15 protein-coding genes and 1 pseudogene are annotated in these 19,910 nt (G+C 64.3%); 7 read left to right on the top strand and 9 right to left on the bottom strand.

The features are described 5' to 3' along the window. Positions 1–70: 70 nt before the first annotated feature. Together RHPLAN_RS20890 and RHPLAN_RS20885 are read right to left on the bottom strand one after the other, a co-directional pair. On the bottom strand, positions 71–1,666 hold the full coding sequence (locus RHPLAN_RS20890; RefSeq protein ID WP_198164439.1) for an autotransporter family protein: 1,596 nt from the start codon (positions 1,664–1,666) through the stop codon (positions 71–73). A gap of 623 nt (positions 1,667–2,289) precedes the next feature. Further along, positions 2,290–3,261 carry a Bug family tripartite tricarboxylate transporter substrate binding protein gene (locus tag RHPLAN_RS20885; RefSeq protein ID WP_198164438.1) on the bottom strand — a complete coding sequence of 324 codons (972 nt, stop codon included), beginning with the start codon at positions 3,259–3,261 and terminating at the stop codon, positions 2,290–2,292. A 276-nt stretch (positions 3,262–3,537) separates the two neighbouring features. Here RHPLAN_RS20885 and RHPLAN_RS20880 point away from each other — a divergent pair, with 276 nt between their 5' ends. Beyond that, positions 3,538–4,566, top strand: a complete 1,029-nt coding sequence (locus RHPLAN_RS20880; RefSeq protein ID WP_068021479.1) for an ABC transporter substrate-binding protein — start codon at positions 3,538–3,540, stop codon at positions 4,564–4,566. 100 nt (positions 4,567–4,666) lie between these two features. Here RHPLAN_RS20880 and RHPLAN_RS38475 read toward each other — a convergent pair whose 3' ends face one another. The 3 genes from RHPLAN_RS38475 to RHPLAN_RS20870 form a co-directional block, all read right to left on the bottom strand. Continuing rightward, the gene (locus RHPLAN_RS38475) at positions 4,667–4,843 is read right to left on the bottom strand and encodes a Flp family type IVb pilin (protein WP_335341016.1); all 177 of its coding nucleotides are present in this window, start codon (positions 4,841–4,843) and stop codon (positions 4,667–4,669) included. A gap of 258 nt (positions 4,844–5,101) precedes the next feature. After that, the gene (locus RHPLAN_RS20875; RefSeq protein ID WP_157100392.1) at positions 5,102–6,073 is read right to left on the bottom strand and encodes a Bug family tripartite tricarboxylate transporter substrate binding protein; all 972 of its coding nucleotides are present in this window, start codon (positions 6,071–6,073) and stop codon (positions 5,102–5,104) included. Positions 6,074–6,139: 66 nt separating this feature from the next. Continuing rightward, the gene (locus tag RHPLAN_RS20870) at positions 6,140–7,435 is read right to left on the bottom strand and encodes a RidA family protein (protein WP_068021475.1); all 1,296 of its coding nucleotides are present in this window, start codon (positions 7,433–7,435) and stop codon (positions 6,140–6,142) included. A gap of 112 nt (positions 7,436–7,547) precedes the next feature. Between RHPLAN_RS20870 and RHPLAN_RS20865 the strand changes: the two genes are divergently transcribed. The 3 genes from RHPLAN_RS20865 (at position 7,548) to RHPLAN_RS20855 (ending at position 10,718) form a co-directional block, all read left to right on the top strand. Further along, the gene (locus RHPLAN_RS20865; RefSeq protein ID WP_198164437.1) at positions 7,548–8,546 is read left to right on the top strand and encodes a Bug family tripartite tricarboxylate transporter substrate binding protein; all 999 of its coding nucleotides are present in this window, start codon (positions 7,548–7,550) and stop codon (positions 8,544–8,546) included. 175 nt (positions 8,547–8,721) lie between these two features. Then, positions 8,722–9,774 carry a DUF2778 domain-containing protein gene (locus RHPLAN_RS40170; protein WP_084245283.1) on the top strand — a complete coding sequence of 351 codons (1,053 nt, stop codon included), beginning with the start codon at positions 8,722–8,724 and terminating at the stop codon, positions 9,772–9,774. A 188-nt stretch (positions 9,775–9,962) separates the two neighbouring features. Next, the gene (locus tag RHPLAN_RS20855; RefSeq protein ID WP_068021471.1) at positions 9,963–10,718 is read left to right on the top strand and encodes a Crp/Fnr family transcriptional regulator; all 756 of its coding nucleotides are present in this window, start codon (positions 9,963–9,965) and stop codon (positions 10,716–10,718) included. 3 nt (positions 10,719–10,721) lie between these two features. Here RHPLAN_RS20855 and RHPLAN_RS20850 read toward each other — a convergent pair whose 3' ends face one another. Further along, on the bottom strand, positions 10,722–11,111 hold the full coding sequence (locus RHPLAN_RS20850; RefSeq protein ID WP_068021469.1) for a DUF6894 family protein: 390 nt from the start codon (positions 11,109–11,111) through the stop codon (positions 10,722–10,724). Between the two features lie 63 nt (positions 11,112–11,174). After that, positions 11,175–12,194, bottom strand: a complete 1,020-nt coding sequence (locus RHPLAN_RS20845; protein ID WP_068031595.1) for a chemotaxis protein CheB — start codon at positions 12,192–12,194, stop codon at positions 11,175–11,177. A gap of 139 nt (positions 12,195–12,333) precedes the next feature. Here RHPLAN_RS20845 and RHPLAN_RS20840 point away from each other — a divergent pair. The 3 genes and pseudogenes from RHPLAN_RS20840 to RHPLAN_RS20830 form a co-directional block, all read left to right on the top strand. Then, positions 12,334–14,889 (top strand): annotated as a pseudogene (locus RHPLAN_RS20840) (chemotaxis protein CheB); the annotation flags it as partial. Between the two features lie 189 nt (positions 14,890–15,078). Continuing rightward, entirely contained in the window at positions 15,079–17,739 is a 2,661-nt protein-coding gene (locus tag RHPLAN_RS20835) for a PAS domain S-box protein (protein WP_068021467.1), read from the top strand. Then, on the top strand, positions 17,736–18,233 hold the full coding sequence (locus tag RHPLAN_RS20830; protein ID WP_237179875.1) for a response regulator: 498 nt from the start codon (positions 17,736–17,738) through the stop codon (positions 18,231–18,233). The genes RHPLAN_RS20835 and RHPLAN_RS20830 overlap by 4 nt, the downstream gene beginning before the upstream one ends. Positions 18,234–19,133: 900 nt before the next feature. Here the strand turns inward: RHPLAN_RS20830 and RHPLAN_RS20825 are convergent. Beyond that, positions 19,134–19,325, bottom strand: coding sequence for a hypothetical protein (locus RHPLAN_RS20825; RefSeq protein ID WP_068021465.1), 192 nt, complete (start codon positions 19,323–19,325; stop codon positions 19,134–19,136). 370 nt (positions 19,326–19,695) lie between these two features. Continuing rightward, complete coding sequence (locus RHPLAN_RS20820; RefSeq protein WP_068021463.1) at positions 19,696–19,896, bottom strand: hypothetical protein; 201 nt, start codon at positions 19,894–19,896, stop codon at positions 19,696–19,698. Between the last annotated feature and the right edge of the window lie 14 nt (positions 19,897–19,910).

Raw genomic sequence — 19,910 nt, 5'->3', positions numbered from 1 at the left:
ATCGCAAGAAACGGACGGTCCGCGATGGACGTCGGCTTGGCGCCATCAGCCGATCCCGCATGCTGCGCGGTCAAAACCCGATGCGGATGCCGCCCTTGCCGGCGGCGCTGCGGCTGCGGTCGTTCATCGCGGTGCCTTCGGCGCTGGCGTAGACGCTGATGTTGTCCTTGGACCGCCAGTCGACGCCGACGTTGAGTGCACCGCCGTAAGCTTCGCTCTTGCCGGGCGTCGTGAAGGCGATGTTCTGGGTGAGCAGCGTGCCGTTGATGGTGGTGTCGCCGAGCCGCTGCAGGCCGACGCCCGAGAGTTCGACGCTGCCCTTGATCGTGCCGCTGATGAGCGCCGGAACGACGCCTGCAACCTCGACGCCGAGCCGCTCCTCGATGTCGCTCAGGCTGCGGCGGCCGATGCTCAGGTTCTGCGCAGAGCCGGTCTCGGTGAAGGCATCGAGCGAGCCGCCGACATAGCGCACGCGCGCCTTCGGCGTGACGGTGGTGTCGCTGGCGACGAACAGGCGATAGCCGTAGGTCACGTCCGGGCTGATGAACCAGCCGCCATAGCTTGCTGTGGCCTGCTCCAAGCCGCCAGGCGCGAGGTTGTTGGCGACGTTGCGCTGGCTCTTGTTGGAGATGCTGCCGCCAAACAGCGCGAAGTCGACAAAAGCGTTGCGCATGCTGTAGCGGCCATAGCCGCCGCCAAAGACGTAGTCGGTGTCGATCCGCTGCACATCGAAATCGACCTGCATCCGGCTGCTGCCGGCGCCGACGAAAGCGCCGAGCCGTAGATCGTTCGTGAACTGGCGGTCGACGCCGATCGCGCCGCCATAGGCGGTGTCGCGCGCGCCGAGGATCGAATCGGTTTCATGCTGCCTGCGCTCGCCACCGAAACCGGAGGTCCAGACCACCGTGTCGTAGACTTGGGCGCGAGGTGGCGCCTTGGTGAACATCGCATACGCGTTGTTCGCACCCGCGCTGCTGTAGGATATCGCGACCGAGGGCATACTGGAGAAGGCTTGCTCCGCGGTGTTGCCGAACGCGGCCGAGACGCGGCTCGCCGCCGTCGGAGCAAACCCCATCGCCCCGGCGCTTGCTCCGCCTGCGATACCCATGCCGCCGAACCGGTCCTGCAGCATCGAAGAGACGCCGGCGGTGAACTGCATCACCGAGCGGTCGGCCAGCGCGAACGCGGTCGGATCGAGAACCGCGACCGAATTGCCCGACACTACGAACGGCGCGCCGTTGGTGTTGATCGCGTTCGGCACGCCGGGACCGGAGAAGGTGTACTGATAATTGCCGCCGAAGAAATTCGCGGCGGTGGCACCGGTCGCCGACTGCACGGTAATCGATCCGAAGATGCTCGACCCCGCGAAGCTCGTCAGCGCCGCGTTTCCCGAAATCGTCGTAGAAACCTGGACGCCATTGCCGATCGCGCCAGAGTTCACGACCATGGCGTTTCCGATGCGCGCGCTTGCCAAAGCTTGGCCGCCCACACTGCCGGAGTTGATGGCCGTGGCGTTGCCGATGTTGCCCGTGCGCGCGTAAATATCGACGCCCACGCGGCCGGAGTTGATGATCGTGGCGTCGCCGGTGTTAGACACTTGTGCCCCAGCACTGCCGCCGACACTGCCGGAGTTGGTGGCCGTGGCGTTGCCAACGACCGATAGCACTATCATCTCGCCGCCCACACTGCCGGAATTGGTGCCTGCGGCGTTGCCTTGCGCTGTAGCACCAAATTCGCGGGCTACGCTGCCGGTGTTGATGGCCGTGGCGGTGCCGAACGAATTGGACGCGACAAAGTCCGAGGGAAATGCCCCAGAATTCGTGCAGGTAATGTCGTTGCCGACTGTCGTGCACTGTGCTTGCGCGGCACCGCTTGGCAACAACAATGCTGCGAACGCGAAAGCAAAGAAAAAGACGCAATGCGGAACTGCCGGAATTCGTCGTGAGCGGTACACAGTAAGAGTATGCCCGGCTGCAGCGACGGCCCCCGCAAAGCCCTCCTTGACCCTGCCCATTCCAACCACCCATTCCGATTCCGTAAGCACTTTCGGACGGGGCAGAGATCGACGCAACCTCGCCAGAGCAATTTTACTCCGTACAACCTGAGAGCCGCATGGCTTTTTTTATAAACGCGGCGGCGGGGACACACATCCAATCTTCGCGGAGGTATTTGCGGGCGCCGCATAGGTGAAGCTGGTGTTGCCTTGAGGGACCAGTCGACGAAGTTGGTATCGTCAAAAAGGTCAGCAATATCGGCCCCGGCAAGCGTGACCGTATTCCACGCCCAGGTCTATTCCCCTTCGACAAGCTTGGGATTGCTCTCGACGATGCCGCGGTAGAGCGTGAACTGCTGGCGCGTCAGCGCGTCGAGCTCGGCGGGCGTCGAGCCGACCGCCTCGGTGCCGGACTCCGCGAGCTTTTTCGTCACCTCGTCGCTCTGCATCGTTTTCTTGAATGCCGCCGCAAGCCTGTCGATCACCGGCTGCGGCGTCTTTGACGGCGCATAGACCGCGGTCCAGTACGGCACGACGTAGTCGAGCCCGGACTCTTTCATGGTCGGCAGGTCGGGCAAGGCCGGTGAGCGCGCATCGGTGGTCACGGCCAGCGCCTTCACGGTGCCGGCCTGGATGTTCTTGGTCTGCACCGGGACGCCGTCGATCATCATGGCGACCCGTCCGGCGATCAGGTCCGGCATCGCGGCGATCGTGCCGCGGTACGGCACGTGCACCATGTCGACACCGGCTTTTTGCCGGAACAGCTCTTCCGCGAGATGCACGGCGGTGCCGGTGCCCGAGGACGCGTAGCTGAACTTGCCGGGATTGGCCTTGAGCAGCGCGATGAACTCCTTGAGGTTCGTCACCGGCAGCGTCGGCGAGACGACCATCACCGGCGCGAAGCGCGTGGTAATGGAGACCGGCGCCAGATCCTTGAGCCAGTCGTAGGGTAGCTTCGGCGTCACTGCGGCGTGCACAATGCCGGTCGTCGAGTGATAAAGCAGCGTGTAGCCGTCGGGCGCGGCGTTCACCACGGCGCCGGTCGCGATCACGCCGCCGCCCCCGCCCTGGTTCTCGACCACGATCTGCTGGCCGATCACCTCGGAGAGCTTTTGCGCCGTGATGCGTGCCGTAGTGTCGATGCCGCCGCCGGGCGGGAATGGCACGATCATGCGGATGGGCCGCGATGGGAAGTCGGTCTGTGCCGCGGCGGTGCAGACGCCACACGCGAGCCATAGTATCGGCAGCAAGGCGCGAGCCTTGTTCATGGCAGCCATCCTCCCAACTCCCGGCTCGCGATAGAGCACGACCAAGCGCGCGAGAATCCGCGCCGGGATCGTTGTTGTTTGCGGGAGTATTTGGCATCGACGCCGGCGTTTCAAGCGCGCGCCACGCGAAGCACGTGCGCGTTCGCGTCGCGCGTGGGCATGAGTGGGCAAAGCGCGATCGGGTTGCTCCGTGCAGCCGCATTGCGATACTCATGCCGCAATCGACACGCGCGACCGACGCGCTGCCGACCGAAACAATCCTCGAGGGAGGAACCGATGCAAACCACGCGCCGTCTTCTGCTGGCGTCGATCGCCGCGTTGTCGCTTGGCGCGAGGCCTGCGTTCGCGGCCGATGTCGAGAATGCCAATATCCGGCTCTCGGTCGGCGGCAAGACACTCGTCGCTTACCTGCCGCTCACCATCGCGGAGCGCCGCGGCTATTTCACCAAGGAAGGCCTCAACGTCGAGATCAGCGACTTCCAGGGCGGCAACAAGGCGCTGGAAGCTCTGGTCGGGGGCAGCTCCGATATCGGCTGTGGCGCCTACGAGCACACGCTCTACATGGCGGCGAAAGGACTTTCGATCAAAGCCATCGCGCTGCAGGCCAATTCCTTCGGCCTCGTGGTCGGCATTCAGAAGGACAAGGCGTCGTCCTACCAGACGCTCAAAGACCTGAAGGGCATGAAGATCGGCGTCACCGGTCCGGGCTCGGCCAGCGCCGTGGGGCTCGCGATGCTCCTCGCCAAGGCCGGCATGACCACGGACGATGTCGCCATCATTGGCGTCGGCGGCGGAGCGGCCGCCGTCGCCGCGGTGAAGACCGGCAAGCTCGACGCCATCGCCAACTTCGATCCGGCCATTTCGCTGCTACAGCGCGACGGGGCGATGCGGACCATCCTCGATACGAGGCACGCCAAGGACCTCGACTATCTCTACGGCGGGCCGTTTGCCGCATCGGCCTTCTATGCCAGTGCACGTTTCATCGAGCGCAACCCGAAAACCGTGCAGGCCTTCGCCAACGCCATCAGCGCGGCGCTCGCCTGGCTCGCTACCGCATCGACCGACGAGATCGTGGCTGCGGTGCCGCCGGAATATTACGCCGGCGATCGCGATCTCTATCGCGCCATGATCGAGAACAACCGCGAACGGGTCTCGCCGGACGGCCGCATCAGCGTAGAAGCCGCCACCCTCACCTATCGCAACCTTGCGGCGTTCGAAGACACGATCAAGAACGCCAAGATCGACATCGCGAAAACCTACGACAACTCCTTCGTCGAGCGCGCGGCAGCGCAGCGCGCAAAGTGAAGCTCGGCCGAGGAATGGAAGCGCGCCAACACGAGCGATAAAAAAAACGCCTCGCGAACGCGAGGCGCAGTTTGAAATGCTCAGTCAACAAACGTAGGGATCAAGGGCTACTCAGGCTCTCCCGCACCTTGCTGAAGGTCGTGATCAGCCTCTCCTGCGTTCCACTCAGAACGCTGATGATGGCCACCGCAATGCCGGCCGCAATCAGCCCATACTCGATTGCCGCCGACGCGGATTGATCCCCAAGAAACCGCTTGGTCGCCTCCAACATACGCATTGACGCCCCTTCCTCATGCGGTCAGGTATTGCCTGAAAATTTCCCACATAGGTTGTGGCGAGTTTCCGGTCGGTAAATTGATCCGGTGAAACATTGTGACAAAGAATTCCCATATGCGATCAGCATATTGGAACCGGCATCCGCGCCTTATCGGACCACAACTTTTTCGCGATATTCTACAAATACTCAAATGTACAAAAATCTTCAGAGGCACGGCGCGCCGCGCCTCCCGAGACACGTCTGTCGACGTTGCGGACGCTATTTCTTGCGCACGCCGGCCATGTCGACCATCTGCGCGTAGATCGGCATGTCCTTGCGGATGCTGGCGATCGCTTCCTCCTGCGAGGTCCCCGTCGACTCGATGCCGAGATTGCCGAACGTCTTGATGACCTCCGGATCCTTGGCGATCACGCGCAGCGCCTCGGCGAGCTTTTGCGACACCTCGGCCGGCACGCCGCCGGTCACCGCGTAGCCGTTCCAGGCGAGATATTCGTAGCCCGGCACGGTCTCGGCCACGGTCGGCACGTCCGGCAGTTGCGGCATGCGCTTCGCCGTCGACACCGCGAGCGCCTTCACGGTGCCGGCCTTCACGGGTTCGATCAGGTCCGATGAATTGCCGAAATGCATGTCGACCGATTTCGACAGCACGGCCGTGAGCGCGGCCTGACCTCCGCCGAACGGCACATGGACCATGTCGAGGTTTTCCTTGCCGGCGAGATAGGCCGTCGACAGATGATTGTTGGTGGCCGGTCCGCCGCTCGAATAGGTGATCTTGCCGGGATTGGCGCGGGCGTAATCGATGAACTCGCGCAAGGTCGAGTACGGCGCGTCTTTGCCGACCACCATCACCATGCCGTTGGTGCCGGTGATGCTCACCGGGATGAGGTCTTTGAGCGGCTCGAAATTCACCTTCTGCGCGAGCGGCAGCACGGTGAACAGCGTGCTGCCGATGAACAGGATCGTGCTGCCGTCCTGCGGCGAATGCATCGCATAGTCGACGCCGATCGCGCCACCGGCGCCGAGCTTGTTTTCAATGACGAACGTCTGGCCGAGCATCTTGCTCAGCCGGTCCGCGGTGAGCCGCGCCATGATGTCGGTCACGCCGCCGACGCCGTAGGGCACCACGACCTTGACCGGGCGGCTCGGCCATTGCTGCGCCTGGCTCGAAGGGATGGAAGCGCCGAGAAACAGACACGCGGCGCCGAGCGCCAGCATTCGTCGGGAGATCATCGTTATTGCCTTGTTCGTGTTCGAGCCGTTGAAACCATCCGCGAAAAGCAAAAGCTGCGCCAGAGTTCAATTCGGGCAATACACCCACAGATCGACCTCGAGCCGCGCGCCGGGGACCGGCAGCCACGGCACCTCGATCGGCGACAGCGGCAACGGCCCTCCATCCAGCGCCTCGGACCATGCTTCGAGCGTTGCCGGGAGATCGGCGAGGTCGGAATGGAATTGCTGGATCCGTACCGCGTTCTTGAGGCTCGTCCCGGCCGCGGCGCAGATCGCGTCGGCCTGCCGCAGGATTTCCTTGAGCTCCGCCTTCGCCGGAACGGCGTAGAACGGCTGGGTCGGGTCGACCTTGGCGCCGGCGACCAGCGCGCCGTCGCGCACCGCCATCAGCCCCGAGATCAGCAGCAGGTCCCCGGCGCGGATCGCCGTCGTCGCGCCCGAAAACAGCGGCGGCACCGGCGCGATCACCTGCTTTTTCGTCGCACCGTCGCGGGCCAGCGCGATGGTGTTGATCTCGATGCGCAGCTCCGACTGAATGAAGCCCGGCGTCTCGGTCGCGATGATCGTGGTCGCGGGCTGGACGGGAAAGTGTTTCGCCCAGGCCTGGCGGAATCCCGGAAGGTCCTCCTGGTCGCGCAGATACACCTGGGCCTTTACCACGGTGTCGAGGCCGGCATTCACCGCTTCGAGCGTGGGCTTGAGCTTCTTCTGCACGATGAAGTCGGTCTCGAGCAGGATCGCCGTGCTCTTCCAAAGCCCGTGCGGCCGCCGCGCCTCGGGATCGATCGGCAGTTCCGCTTCGTCGCGCGCTTCCGCGGTCTGGCCCGGCACAAAGCGGAAGTCGCCGACGCTCAGCGCCGGGCTGTAGCCCGAGCTCGCGTGGATCTTGTAGGTGCCGGCCTTGGCTTCGTGCGTCACCGCGAAGCCCGGCTCCGGCACCGCGGCCATCACCTGCACCTCCATCGACTGCTGCGCGCGGGCAAAGCGGCGGTGCAGGTTCGAGGTTGATGGCGGAATGCGGCCGTTGAAGAACTGCCGCCGGGTCTGGTGATAGGCATCCACCACGCGCGCCGCGGTGTAGTACTGATCGATACGCACCACGTCGCCCGCGCTCGATCCGCCGGCTTTCAGCACCTCGTCGATGTTCGCAAAAATGCGCCGCGCTTCGCGATGCTCCTTCGACGGGCCGTCGAACGGATGGCCCGCCTGCAGCACCTCGGGCGCCATGCCGTGCACGTAATCCGTGCCGCATTGGCCAGTCGCGAACAGCCAGCGCCCTGCCCGCACGCCGCGCGCCCATCGATACGGCGTGTTCGGAATGTCGGCCGGCAGAATGGCCTTGGTCGCGGCGGTGGATGTCATTTCGGTGCCCCGGGATGGAGAAGTTTGATTTGCAACCGCGCGGAAAGCCGTCCAGCCTTGCGGCAGTTTTGCCGCCATTGATACGCACAAACCATTGCCTGGGGGAATGCTTGTGAAACGTCGGACGGGGCTTGCCACCCTTGCGGTGGCGGCGTGGCTTGTTTGGTCGTTTGCTTGCGTTTTTGGTCCATCCGCGAAGGCGCAAACCTATCCGTCCAAGAACGTCACCATCGTGGTGTCTCTCGCTGCCGGCACCGGCATGGATGCCGTGGCCCGCATCTATGCGGACAAGCTGTCGCACGCGCTCGGCAAACCGGTTCTGGTCGAGAACAAGCCGGGAGCCGCGACCTCGCTTGCCGCCAACGCCGTTGCAACCTCACCCGCGGACGGTCACACGCTGGTGGTGCTGACCGCCATCGCGCTCTCGATCAATCCCACGCTCTACAAGCAGCTGCCCTACCATCCAGACGATTTCATTCCGATCTCGCTTTATGCGAAGTCGCCGTTCATCCTGGTGGTCAATCCGTCACTGCCGGCCAAAACCGTTCCGGAGTTCATCGCGCTTGCCAAGGCGAGCAATCCGCCACTGAGCTACGCCTCGATCGGCGCGGGCTCGCTGCAGCATATGTCGATGGAGTACGCCAAGCAGCGCTTCGGCTTCGAGGCCACGCACGTGCCGTATCGCTCGACCTCGCAGCTCGCGACCGATCTGGTCGCGCGCCATGTGGCTGCAAGCTTCAATGAAGCGGGGCTCTCAATCCCGCTGGTCAAGGAAGGCAAGCTCCGCGCGCTCGCGGTGACGGCATCGCAGCGGCTGCCGCTCCTGCCCGACACGCCGCCGTTCGCCGAAGCCGCAGGCGTGGCGGACTACGAAGGCGTGTCATGGCACATGCTGCTCGTGCCCGCGAAAACGCCGCGACCGATCGCCGAGCGGCTGCATGACGAGATGGAGCGCATCGTGGCCGATCCCGAGGTCCACGATAAAATCGCCAGCATCGGGCTCATCCCCAATCCGCCGATGTCCATCGAAGAGATGCAGGTTTACATCAAGTCCGAGCGGGTGAAATGGGGCGGCATGGTGAAGCAACTCGGGCTTGAAGGCTCGCAGTAGCCGGCCACCAGTCCGCGGTTTCGCAAAATTGGCTGCTGAGCAATCCGTCCGAACCTCGGGTTCGGGGAACCAGCACATTCATCACATTTTCGGCAATTTTTCTGCTTTTACGTCTGTTTAACCACGTTGGGTCACTGTGCCCGAGTCAGTTGGTGTCGGGTCGGGCTCAGTATCCATGGCGTTGGTGGTTGCGTCGTCGTCTCGCGGCAGGAGTTCTGCGCCTCGCAAACCTGCGTCCAGTTCCCGCTCCAAACACCACGTCAGCCCTTGGCGCCTGCTGCTGAAGGCGATCACCGGCGGCCTTTGGATCGTCGGCGCCGGCGCATTCTCCGTGATGCTGGTGCTGCTTGGCACCGGCTGGCTGCTCGCGATGTCCACATCGGCACGCTCGGCCATTCAGCCAGTCGCTGCGTTTTCGATTCCACCCAACGGCGAGGATTGGCTGGCTCCGGCGACGACGACGGTCGCTGAAAAAATGGAAGGCGCCAAAAAGCCGACCGCCTCCGCTGTGGTCGAGGATCGCTTCGTGTTCGGCACGGCGCTGCCGGTCAAGACCGTGCGTGTGGCCTCGATCGCCCCCGGTCTGCCTGAGATCAAAGCCGAGAAGCCTGCGGCGGCGGCCGCGGTCACCGGCTCGATCGGTCCGACGTCGGCCAAGGTCGCTGCGGCTGATGTCGCGCTGCCGCTGCGTCGTCCCGAAGCGCCGCCCCAAGCTCCATTGCCGCGTGCCAAGCCGAAGCCCGCCGAACCGAAGCTCGCCTCGCTCGGCCCGCCTCCGGGGCTGGCCAAGCCCGCCGAAGAGCCGCACCCGCCGCGCACCGCCGTCTACGACATCACCGCGCAGCTCGTGTACCTGCCGAATGGCGAACGCCTCGAGGCGCATTCAGGGCTGGGCGAGCACATGGATGACCCGAGCAGCTCGAGAATTCGGATGCGCGGCGTCACACCGCCCAACACCTACACGCTGAAGCTCCGTGAATCGCTGTTTCACGGCGTGCAGGCGTTGCGCCTGACGCCGGTCGACGAGAGCAAGATGTTCGGCCGCGATGGCATCCTCGCTCACACCTATATGCTTGGCCCCAAAGGCGCTTCGAACGGCTGCGTGTCGTTCAGGGACTATCCGCGCTTCCTGCGCGCCTATCTGCGCGGCGAGATCGAGCGCATCGTGGTGGTGCCGCGGCTCGGCCGCCCGCCGACCTTCGCGTCGCAGGCCAACACCAAGGCTTGACCGGCCCCATAGTCACAGCCATCACCGTGTGAAATATAGTTCCGGCTCTGTCGGGTACAGCGCATAAGTCTGTGTCGTGCCGTGTACACTGCCTATGTCGGTTCTGGGGAACATTGTTTCGGAGCACGACGTTCGGATACCGGGCATACCGGAAGCTGAGGACGTCGTTTCCGTAGATGGGAGACCGCATGCCCGACCAGAATCTGCTGTTGCGTGAGCTTTCACCTTTGGTGCTGGAAAAACTGAGGCCGCGCCTCCGTATCCAGAATTTCGCTGCCGGCCAGGTGCTGTTTTCCGCCGGTGACAAGACCAGCAACATCTACTTCATGCGCTCAGGCGCAGTTTCACTGGTCTGCGAGCTCGCCAGCGGCCAGATGATCGAAACCGCGATGGTCGGTTATGACAGCGTGGTCGGCGGCGGGGCCGCCCTCGACGACCGTGACGCCATGTACAAGGCCATCGTCCAGATCGGCGGCACGGGCTTCGCGCTCGACGTCGACACCGCGCGTCACGTCGCGCGAGACCACGAGGAGTTTCGCAAGGCGATCATCCGCCACGAGCAGCTCATCCTGGCGCAGGCACAGCAGTCCGCAGCCTGCAACGCCGGCCATACGCTCAACGAGCGTCTGGCACGATGGCTCCTTCACACCCGCGACGTGCTCGGCGCCGACAACTTCATGCTGACCCAGGAGTTCATGGCCGAGATGCTGGGCGTTCGACGCACCAGCGTGTCGATCGTCGCGCATACGCTGCAGGAGGCTGGCCTGATCAGCTATCGCCGCGGCCACATCAAGATCGAAAAGCCCGAGCAACTGCAGCACGCGGCTTGCGAGTGCTACGCCACGATCCGGATGCGTTACGAGAAGGCGCTGAAGTCATCGGCGTCGAGCACAACTGTTACCGAACGCGACGAGGCTGCGCGCCCCATGTACGCGAGGGAATAGCGATCAGACCCGCGCGCCGGGGATAGCGGACAGGATTTGATCGGCCTGGAGCAAGGTCTGCCGCACGTCTCGGAGCGTCGCCTGCATCGCGCCGATGGCATCGTTGAGCTTCGCGGCGGCGCGCGCCACGTATTCGACCGATGCCGACACGTGCGGCGGGAAGCGGTCGAGGGTTTCATCGATTTCTGCGAAGAACACCTCGAACAGCGGCTTGAGATAGTCGTCGCAAACCTGGATACGCCAGTTCCTCGTGCCGGCCTCGCGGTTTTGCATGAGCTGCCGCGCAACGGCCACGGCGTGTTGCCGGGCCGCCGGCTCGTCGAGCAGTTCCTGTCCTTCTGAATCCGGGACCGTCTGCTTGCCGGTTTTGAGAATGAAATAATAAAGCTGCATGGCGCTTTCCTGACATCGCCCGATCGGCGTGGCGATTCTTATACGACAACTTCGCGACAGCAACTATTCCGCTGCGGTCCGTATGGCTTCCCGGGTCACTATGTCGTCGAGCCGACGGATGGCGTCGCGGATCACCTTGAGTTCCTGCTCGAACTCCTTCGCCCGCTGCGACCAGGAAGCCGCGAGCATCGATCGGTCATTCCGTGTGGCCTGCTCCTCGAGTTTGCGCGCGAGCGCCCGGCGCTCTTCGAGCGCACGCGACGCACTGCCGAGCCCGCGGCGCAGATTCTCGTCGAGCGCCAGCGCCATCATCTCAGCCGTGTAGGTGTGGCCGACATGGCAGCGGTAGCGGACAAGCTCGCCTTCTTCGATTTCCCACATGACACCGTGGCAATCGGGACACGCCAAAGGCGAACGATGGCCAAGCAGGTCCATCTCGGGAATTGACGAGGAGCGGCCTTTGGCGATTTCGACTTCAAATTTGATGTTTCCCGGAACGGGCATGATCTCACCGGCACGTTGCCCGGCAAGCGACGCAAGGAGCTTCGGCATTGCCGCCAACGTGACAACGTGATCCGGCTTGAGTCGGTTCAACGCATTCGCCGGCATGTCTGAAAAGGCCGCGTCGCGGGGGTCCTGGACCACGGATACGCCGCCGCTTTGGTGCAAGGCCCAAAGTCCCGAGGCGCCATCGCTCATGGTCCCCGTCAGCACGACGCCGACAGTGCGGGGTGCGCAACATAACGCAGCCGAGCGCAGCATCGGATCGATCGCCGGCCTTGAGTTGCTTTCGCGCGGGCCGCTTCCCAGCAGCATCGCTTCGCCCTCGACCAGAAGGTGGCGATCCGGCGGCGCAAGATGGAAGTGCCCCTTTCGCAGCCGGTCACCGTTCTTGACGAAGCTCGCCGGCAGCGGACCGCAGCGCGTCAGTATCTCGTCGAGAACCGATTGTGAATTGCTGGGCAGGTGGATTGTGACAAGAATGGCCGCGGGAAAATCGGCTGGCATATGCCGGGCCAGGAACGTCAGCGCCTCGACGCCGCCCGCTGACGTGCCGATCGCCAGAATATCCCGATTGGTCATGAGGCGGACTCCATCGACGGCAACCACTGCGAGGAGACCCAGTTCCGGCCGTATACGGTCATTTCGTCCGGCACAACGGCCCGCGCGTTGTCAGTTTTGAGAGCCGCGCGTATTGTCGAGTGCTGAATCTGGTACGCCGATGGCCTCCGAAGAGAACGTTGCAAATCCTCGCCGACCGGACGAACCCGTGGTGGTCGCCATCGGTGCGTCCGCCGGAGGACTGCGTCCGCTGCAAGCGTTCTTCGAGACCATGCCGGCCGACACCGGCGCGACCTTTGTCGTGGTGGTGCATCTCGATCCCGAGCGTCGCAGCGAACTTGCGGGTATCCTGTCGTCGCGGACCAAGATGCCTGTGGTTCCAGTCGGCGAACGGCAGAAGCTCCAAGCCAACCATGTCTACGTGATCCCGCCGGCCCGCGAGCTCAAGATGGTCGATCACGAGATCACGGCCTCGGACTTTGAAGAGCCGCACGGCTTGCGCTCTCCGATCGATCAGTTCTTCCGCTCCGTGGCCGAGCGTCTCGGCGACGGCTTTGCGGTGATCTTCAGCGGCGCCGGGACCGACGGCTCGGTCGGCGTACGCGCCGTCAAGGAATCGGGCGGCATCATCCTGGTGCAGGATCCGGCCGAGGCCGAATACGCTTCGATGCCGCGTAGCGCGATGGCCACCGGCGTGGTCGACGTGGTGCTGCCGGTGCGCGAGCTTGCGGGGCGGCTCGCCGATCTCATCCGGCTCAAACAGGGGGCGTCGATCGCCGACTCGCCGCAAGTCGACGAGGAGCAACTCCGCCGCATCCTGGCGCACTTGCGCATCCGCACCGGCCACGACTTCTCGAAATACAAGCGCTCGACCGTGCTGCGCCGGATTGCGCGGCGCATCCAGGTCATGCGCTGTAACGATCTGGCCGACTATTACGATGCGCTGCGCCAGAACAACGACGAAGCGCAGGCGCTGCTGGCCGACCTCCTGATTTCCGTCACCACATTCTTCCGCGACACCGAGGCCTTCGAAGGCCTGCGCAAGCTGACGCTGCCGCATCTCTTCGAAGGCGCCAATCTGGAAGAACCGCTTCGGGTCTGGGTCGGCGGCTGTGCCACCGGCGAAGAGGCCTATTCGGTCGCGATGCTGCTGCTGGAGGAAGCCGGCCGGCACGACCTGCGGCCGCCGATCCAGGTGTTTGCCTCCGACCTTGACGCCCGGGCGCTCGCGGTCGCCCGCGAGGGCCGCTATCCGAGCGTGATCGAGGCCGACGTCAGTGAGGACCGGCTGCGCCGCTTCTTCACCCGCGAGGGCGACAACTACCGCGTTCGCCAGGAACTGCGCGACGTTGTGCTGTTCGCCCATCACGACCTGCTCAAGGATCCTCCCTTCTCGCGCGTCGACCTGATCTCCTGCCGCAACGTGCTGATCTATCTCGACCGCGAATTGCAGGAGCAAGTCATCAGCACCTTCAACTACGCACTCAATCCGGGCGGTTTCCTGCTGCTCGGCTCCTCGGAGACCGCCGACAACCCGGCCGGGATGTTCCGCAGCCTCGACCGGAACGCCCGCATCTATCAGTCGACCGTGAACGCCGGCGAGAAGCCGCGGCTGCTGCCCCGTCTGCTCGGGCCGATCCGCGTGCGCGAGCAGGTCGCGCAGATCGGCCGTTCGATGAACCCGTCGGCTGCGTTCAACGACGCAGTGGCGCATCGCCGGGCGCTCGAGAAGCTCGCGCCGCCGAGCATCCTGGTCGACGAGACGCATCGCGTGGTGCACCTCTCCGACAGCGCTGGGCGTTTCCTGCAGCCCTCGGGCGGATCGCTGACCGGCGACGTTGTCGATCTCGTGCGCACGGAGCTCAGATTCGAGCTGCGCTCAGCCCTGCATCGGGTGTTCGAGCAGCAGGCGGCGACATTGAGTCTGCCCATCCCGGTGAGATTCAACGGTACGGCACACCGCGTGCTGATCCAGGTCAGAGCCGCGGAGATCGATGAGCTTGGCGAAGCGCGCAACGCCGTGGTGATGTTCATCGAGGGCGACGAGATCGAGGAGAGTCGCGGCACCGAGGAGCGCGCCACCGATGAGACCGTGCGCCGTCTCACCCAGGAGCTGGAGCTGACGCAGGCGCGTCTGCGCACCGTGCGCGAGGAGTCCGACGCCGCCAACGAAGAGCTTCGCGCCGCCAACGAAGAGCTGCAGTCGATCAACGAGGAATACCGCTCCACCTCCGAGGAGCTGGTAACCAGCAAAGAGGAATTGCAGTCGATCAACGAGGAGCTGCAGACCGTCAACAGCGAACTGAAGCTCAAGCTCGAGGCGATTTCGCGCGCCCACAGCGACCTGCAAAACCTGATGGCGGCGACCGACTTCGGCACGTTGTTCCTCGACGCTGGCCTGCGCATCAAGCGCTTCACCGATCGCGTCACCGAGCTGTTCAGCATCACGCCGGTCGACGAAGGGCGGCCGATCACCGATTTTGCGCATCAGCTCGAATATGACGGTCTGATCAAGGATGCGCGCGCGGTGCTGGCCGACCTTGCTCCGATCCGCCGCGAGGTGAAGAGCCGCACCGGAAAATGGTACGACATGCGGTTGCGGCCCTATCGCACCGTGGAAGACAAGATCGACGGCGTGGTCATCACCTTCGTCGATGTCAGCGACCGCCGGCAGGTCGAGGAGCAGTTGCGCGAAAGCGAGCGGCCGCTTCGCAAGCTCAAGGGCGAGTGAGCTGGGCCTTACCTCCTTAAAAAGGGTGAGATAGAAAGCGGCCCTAGGACCGTCGGCAGGATTGTCCGGGCCGAGCGCCCCCGGAACCATTCGCTGCATGAAGCGTTTGAACGTTTCGAGGGGTCGTTTACCTAAGGGAATTCCTCGGGACAGTGTGGCGGCGCGGGACGTGAGATGGCAGTCGAGACCTTGGCGATATCTGCAAATCCGACCGCTCCCCTTCCTGACCCCGCTTCTCTTTTCAATGCGCCCCAGGAGTTCGTGGATCTCCTGCCGGTTGCTGCCTATGCCTGCGCGGCCGACGGCCGGCTGCTCTGGTTCAACAAACGCGCCGCGGACCTGTGGGGCCGCTTCCCAAAGCTGGGCGATGCCGGCGAACTTTATAGCGGCTGCCATTCGTTCTACCTCGACGGCAGGCTGATCCCGCGCTTGGAATGGCCGATGGCCAAGGTGCTTCAGACCCGCGTCCCGGTGCGCGGCGCACAAGGGGAAATCGAGCGGCTGGACGGCAGGCGGCTCCGGATCACGATGCATGCGGACCCGGTCGAGGACGACGGCGGCGTCCTGCTCGGGGCGATCGGCTGCTTCCACGAGACCTTCGAGCATCCCCCTCAAGGTACGAGCCGGCTCGCCGCCACCTACGAGGCGGCAGGCGTCGGTATCGTCGAGATCGATGCCGAAGGTCGGCTCCTGCGCGTAAACAAGCAAGTCGGCCAGTTGCTCGGCTACCGCGAGCAGGAGTTGCTCGGTCGGAGTTTATTCGACCTCACCCATCCCGACGACGCGATCACCGACCGGGCCCAGTACGCCCGTCAGGTCGCCGGCGAGATCGAAGGCTACTCGCTGGAAAAGCGCTTCCAACGGCCCGATGGCAGCCAGCGCTGGGCAAGCGTCACGTCGCGAAGCGTGACCGACGGCCAGGGCCGCTTCCTCTATGCGGTCCGGGTCCAGCAGGACATCACAGCGCGCAAGCAGGCCGAAGCGCGGATGGCCAGATACGCGCAGCAGCAGGCGGCGCTGCATGCGCTCACGGCGGCATTGCAGCACGCAACCTCGCTCGAGGACGTGTATGGCGCGGCCATGGACGCCGTGACGCGGGCGCTGGGCTGCTCACGGAGTTCGGTGCTTCTGTTCGATGAGGCGAAGGTGATGCGCTTCGTCGCCTGGCGGAACCTGTCGGACGGCTATCGCAGCGCGGTCGAGGGCCACTCGCCATGGTCGAGCGAGACGCGCAATCCCCTGCCCGTCTGCATCGACGATGTCGGACGATCCGATCTGCCGGACGATCTCAAGAAGGCGGTGCTGGCCGAAGGCATCCAGTCGCTGGCCTTCGTGCCGCTGCTCGACGGCTGGCGGCTCCTCGGTAAGTTCATGCTCTACTACGACGCGCTGCACGCCTTCAGCCGCGAAGAGATCGACGTGGTACGCACGATCGTGTGGCATGTCGGCTTCAGCGTCGAACGCATGCGGGAGCAGCGCTCCGCGCTCCAGCTTGCCGCCATCGTGGAGTCCTCGGACGACGCCATCGTCAGCAAGGATCTGAACGGCGTTATCGCCACCTGGAATCGTGGTGCGGAGCGCCTGTTCGGCTATACGGCGGCGGAGGCCGTGGGCAAGCCGGTGACCATCCTGATCCCGAACGACCGGCTGGACGAAGAGCCGGAAATCTTGCGCCGCATCCGCAGCGGCGAGCGTGTCGAGCACTTCGAGACGATACGCCGGCGCAAGGACGGCGGGCTGATCGACATCTCGCTGACGATCTCGCCGATCCGCGATCCCGCAGGCCACATCATCGGCGCCTCCAAGATCGCCCGTGACATCACCGAGCGGAGGCTGTCCGAAATCAAGCTTCGCGACAGCGAGCGCACGCTTCACGATCTGCTGACGGCGATTCCGGTGGCGATCTACACCACCGACGCCGAGGGCCGGATCACTTACTTCAACGAGCCCGCCGTGGAGCTTGCCGGCCGGCGGCCGGAATTGGGCACGGATCAGTGGTGCGTGACCTGGAAGCTGTACTGGCCGGACGGCACGCCGATGCCGCACGATCAGTGTCCGATGGCCATCGCGCTCCGGGAAGGTCGTGAGGTTCGTAATGTCGAGGCCCTGGCCGAGCGGCCGAACGGCACGCGCGTGCCGTTCATCCCCTACCCGACGCCGATCCGCGACGCCGACGGCAAGGTTGTCGGCGCCATCAACATCCTGGTCGACGTGAGCCAGCGCAAGGACGCCGAGTCGCAACAGCGCGTGCTGCTTTACGAGCTCAATCACCGGGTTAAGAACAACATGCAGATGCTGCAGTCGCTGCTGTCGGCCTCGGCGCGGCGCGCGAACTCGGTGGAGGCGCGCGAGGTGCTGCAGGAGGCGTCGGGCCGGATCGCCGCGATGGCTGCGGCGCAGCGTGTGCTTTATCAGACCACAGCCGCCACGCGTTTCAGCGCGCCGGAATTCGTTGCCGCCGTCTGCGAAACGGCGCGCCACGCTTTCCCGCCGGGAGTGCACGTCGCCTGCGAGGCGGCCCCGATCGAGCTTGACAATGATACGGCTATGCCGCTCGCGCTTGCCATCAACGAGCTTCTGACCAATGCCGTCAAGCACGGGCTGCAAGGCCGCGATCGCGGCACCATCCGGGTGACATTCAAGACCCGCGGCGACACCTGCGTGCTCGACGTGGAAGACGGCGGTCCCGGCTTCGATCTGGAGCAAATCAAAAGCCGCTCGTCGGGGCTCGCGCTGGTCCAGGGTCTGGTCCGTCAGCTTGGCGGCACCTTCACGACGAGCCGCACGCCAATCGCGCGCGCCAGCATCGAATTCACGCGGAGCGGCACAGGGTGAGTTCGGAAACCGCTCCGCTGCCAAGACACAATTCGCAGGCTCTGCGCCCCGCCGCCAAGCCGCGGCTGGCGTTCGCCCGTGACGATGCGACCGGCTCAGCCATGCAGCCTGAGGCGCCGGCAAGGATCCTGATCGTCGAGGATGATTTCCTGGTGGCCTCGGATGTCGAGGCGGCGCTGCTCGATGCCGGTTTCGACGTGGTCGGCGTGGCCGAGACCGCCGACACAGCCATCGCGCTCGCGAGGTCGCAGAAGCCGGCGCTGATCCTGATGGACATCCGTCTCGTCGGTCCCCGCGACGGCATCGACACCGCGATTGCGATTTACCGCGACCAAGGCATCCGCTCGCTGTTCGCCAGCGCCCATTCGGATGCGCTGGCGCGCAGCCGCGCCGCGCCCGCAGAGCCGCTCGGCTGGCTGCAAAAGCCCTATTCGATGGGCCGGCTGGTCGATGCCGTGAAGGAGGCGCTGGCCGGGTTGTCGAACGCGCCGTAGCGTCGCGGGTTCATGCGACCTTTATCCTGTTGACCCGGCTCCGGGGGATCGACGCCTAGCTGCGCACGATGACCTCCGCGAACAACAGCACCTCGCCGATGTTGCTGAAACCGTCCGGCGCACGCTTCGTTTGCGTTTTTCGCAAATCACGAGTAGACGCGAATTTGCCTCGCTCACTGAGGGCGTCATCTAGAGACGTCTATTTGGCGGAGCGGGGTGTGGCGCCTGCAGGCGTGGCTCGTGACCACGTCCCAGGGTGCGCGGTCATCGTCCGTCCCCGATGAGGGGGCCGCCTTCAGTGGCAGGGCGCGGTCGGGTGAAAGCGGGCGCAAATGCCCCCTGGAGCATGGTGGGCGAAAGCCCAGCCGGTCCGATCGAATCTCGAACGGTGGCCTCGCAATAAATCGCCACAAGTGGAGCGCCGGGAGGCGAGCGGGCTTCGCAAAGCCCGCGGCACCTCCCAAGGGTGCCGACGACCACGTAGCGCCAACCGGCGCTCCGCGCCCTCACGCATGTGAGGGGCAAGGAAGAATAGAGGCGCTGGCCCCGCGCCTGATCTGAAGGGGCCGATGAATCACGCCCGTATGGATGTTGATGGGATGCGCGAAAGCGCGAGGCTGTTTGACAATTGAATCAGAATGCCACTGCCGCCAACCCAAAAGGCGGTGTCATTGCCGGGCTTGACCGGCAATCCATGAGCGGCTGCCGAGAAGGCAGTCGTAAGAGCGTCGTCGTTGCGTCACCGCATGGGCCCCCGGGTCAAGCCCGGGGGTGACGACCACCTTGTTGATGGTGTTGCGCGAGTTATTCGACAAGCGAATCTGGAGAGGGCTTGTCCGCGAGGCGCGTTCGCGGCGCGCCATCGCGCAGCGATCTGCTGCGGCCTCGACGATCGACGCGCTAACGGATGTCTTCGTGATAGGTGTTCATCTGCGCGGCGAACTGGTAGCTGATCGCAAGCTTGATCCACCGGGCTTCCATATTGGCGTACTCCTGCTGCCGTGCGGGGTCGGTTTCTTTCGTCCGCATGCGCCGCGACTCTTCGGCGCGCTGGTAGCAGTACGCCACGTCTTCCTGTGTCTTCTGCAACATGACACACCCCATATTTTTTGTTGGTTCTTCGCCTACACAGACTGTTTCAAAATCTGACTTGGCCGTCTGTCGGTTGTGAGACTCATGCAGGAAACAATTGCAGTCTCGCGGCGCAGCATTTCGCCGTGACATCGGGATGCGGAGAGAGCCTGGACGCAGCGCTGGCGCGCCATCGGAAGGATCGTTATGGGACGATCAAATCGGGGGCAGCGCGGCAAATAAAAAAACCGCCACGGCGCTATCGGGGGATTGGGGGCGCGCCGTGGCGGGTTTGAAAGTTTGAAGTGGTGTGAGTACCGCTCGATAAACCAGGTCGCTGACAATTGGTTCCGGGTCGCCAAAAGTTTTTCCGGAGCGACGCGCCGGAGGCCTACCGTCTTGGCTTAAGTGCCTGAGCCCGATGGCCCAATTGCTGCTTGCCGCCGGCATTCGCTGCCGGCTGGGCGCCCAGGAGATTTTCCCAACCGGCTGCGATCTTGCGCCACGATGCCTTGTCCTCCTCAGAGAACACGCAATCGGCCATCTGCTGGGCTTGTTCGGCGTTCCGCCGGTATTCGTCGTGGCTGCTCATGGTCGTTCCTCGCC

The sequence above is a fragment of the Rhodoplanes sp. Z2-YC6860 genome, from assembly GCF_001579845.1.
Classification (GTDB): domain Bacteria; phylum Pseudomonadota; class Alphaproteobacteria; order Rhizobiales; family Xanthobacteraceae; genus Z2-YC6860.
Note: the sequence above shows the minus strand (reverse complement) of the source record. Positions and strands in the feature narration are given on the sequence as shown.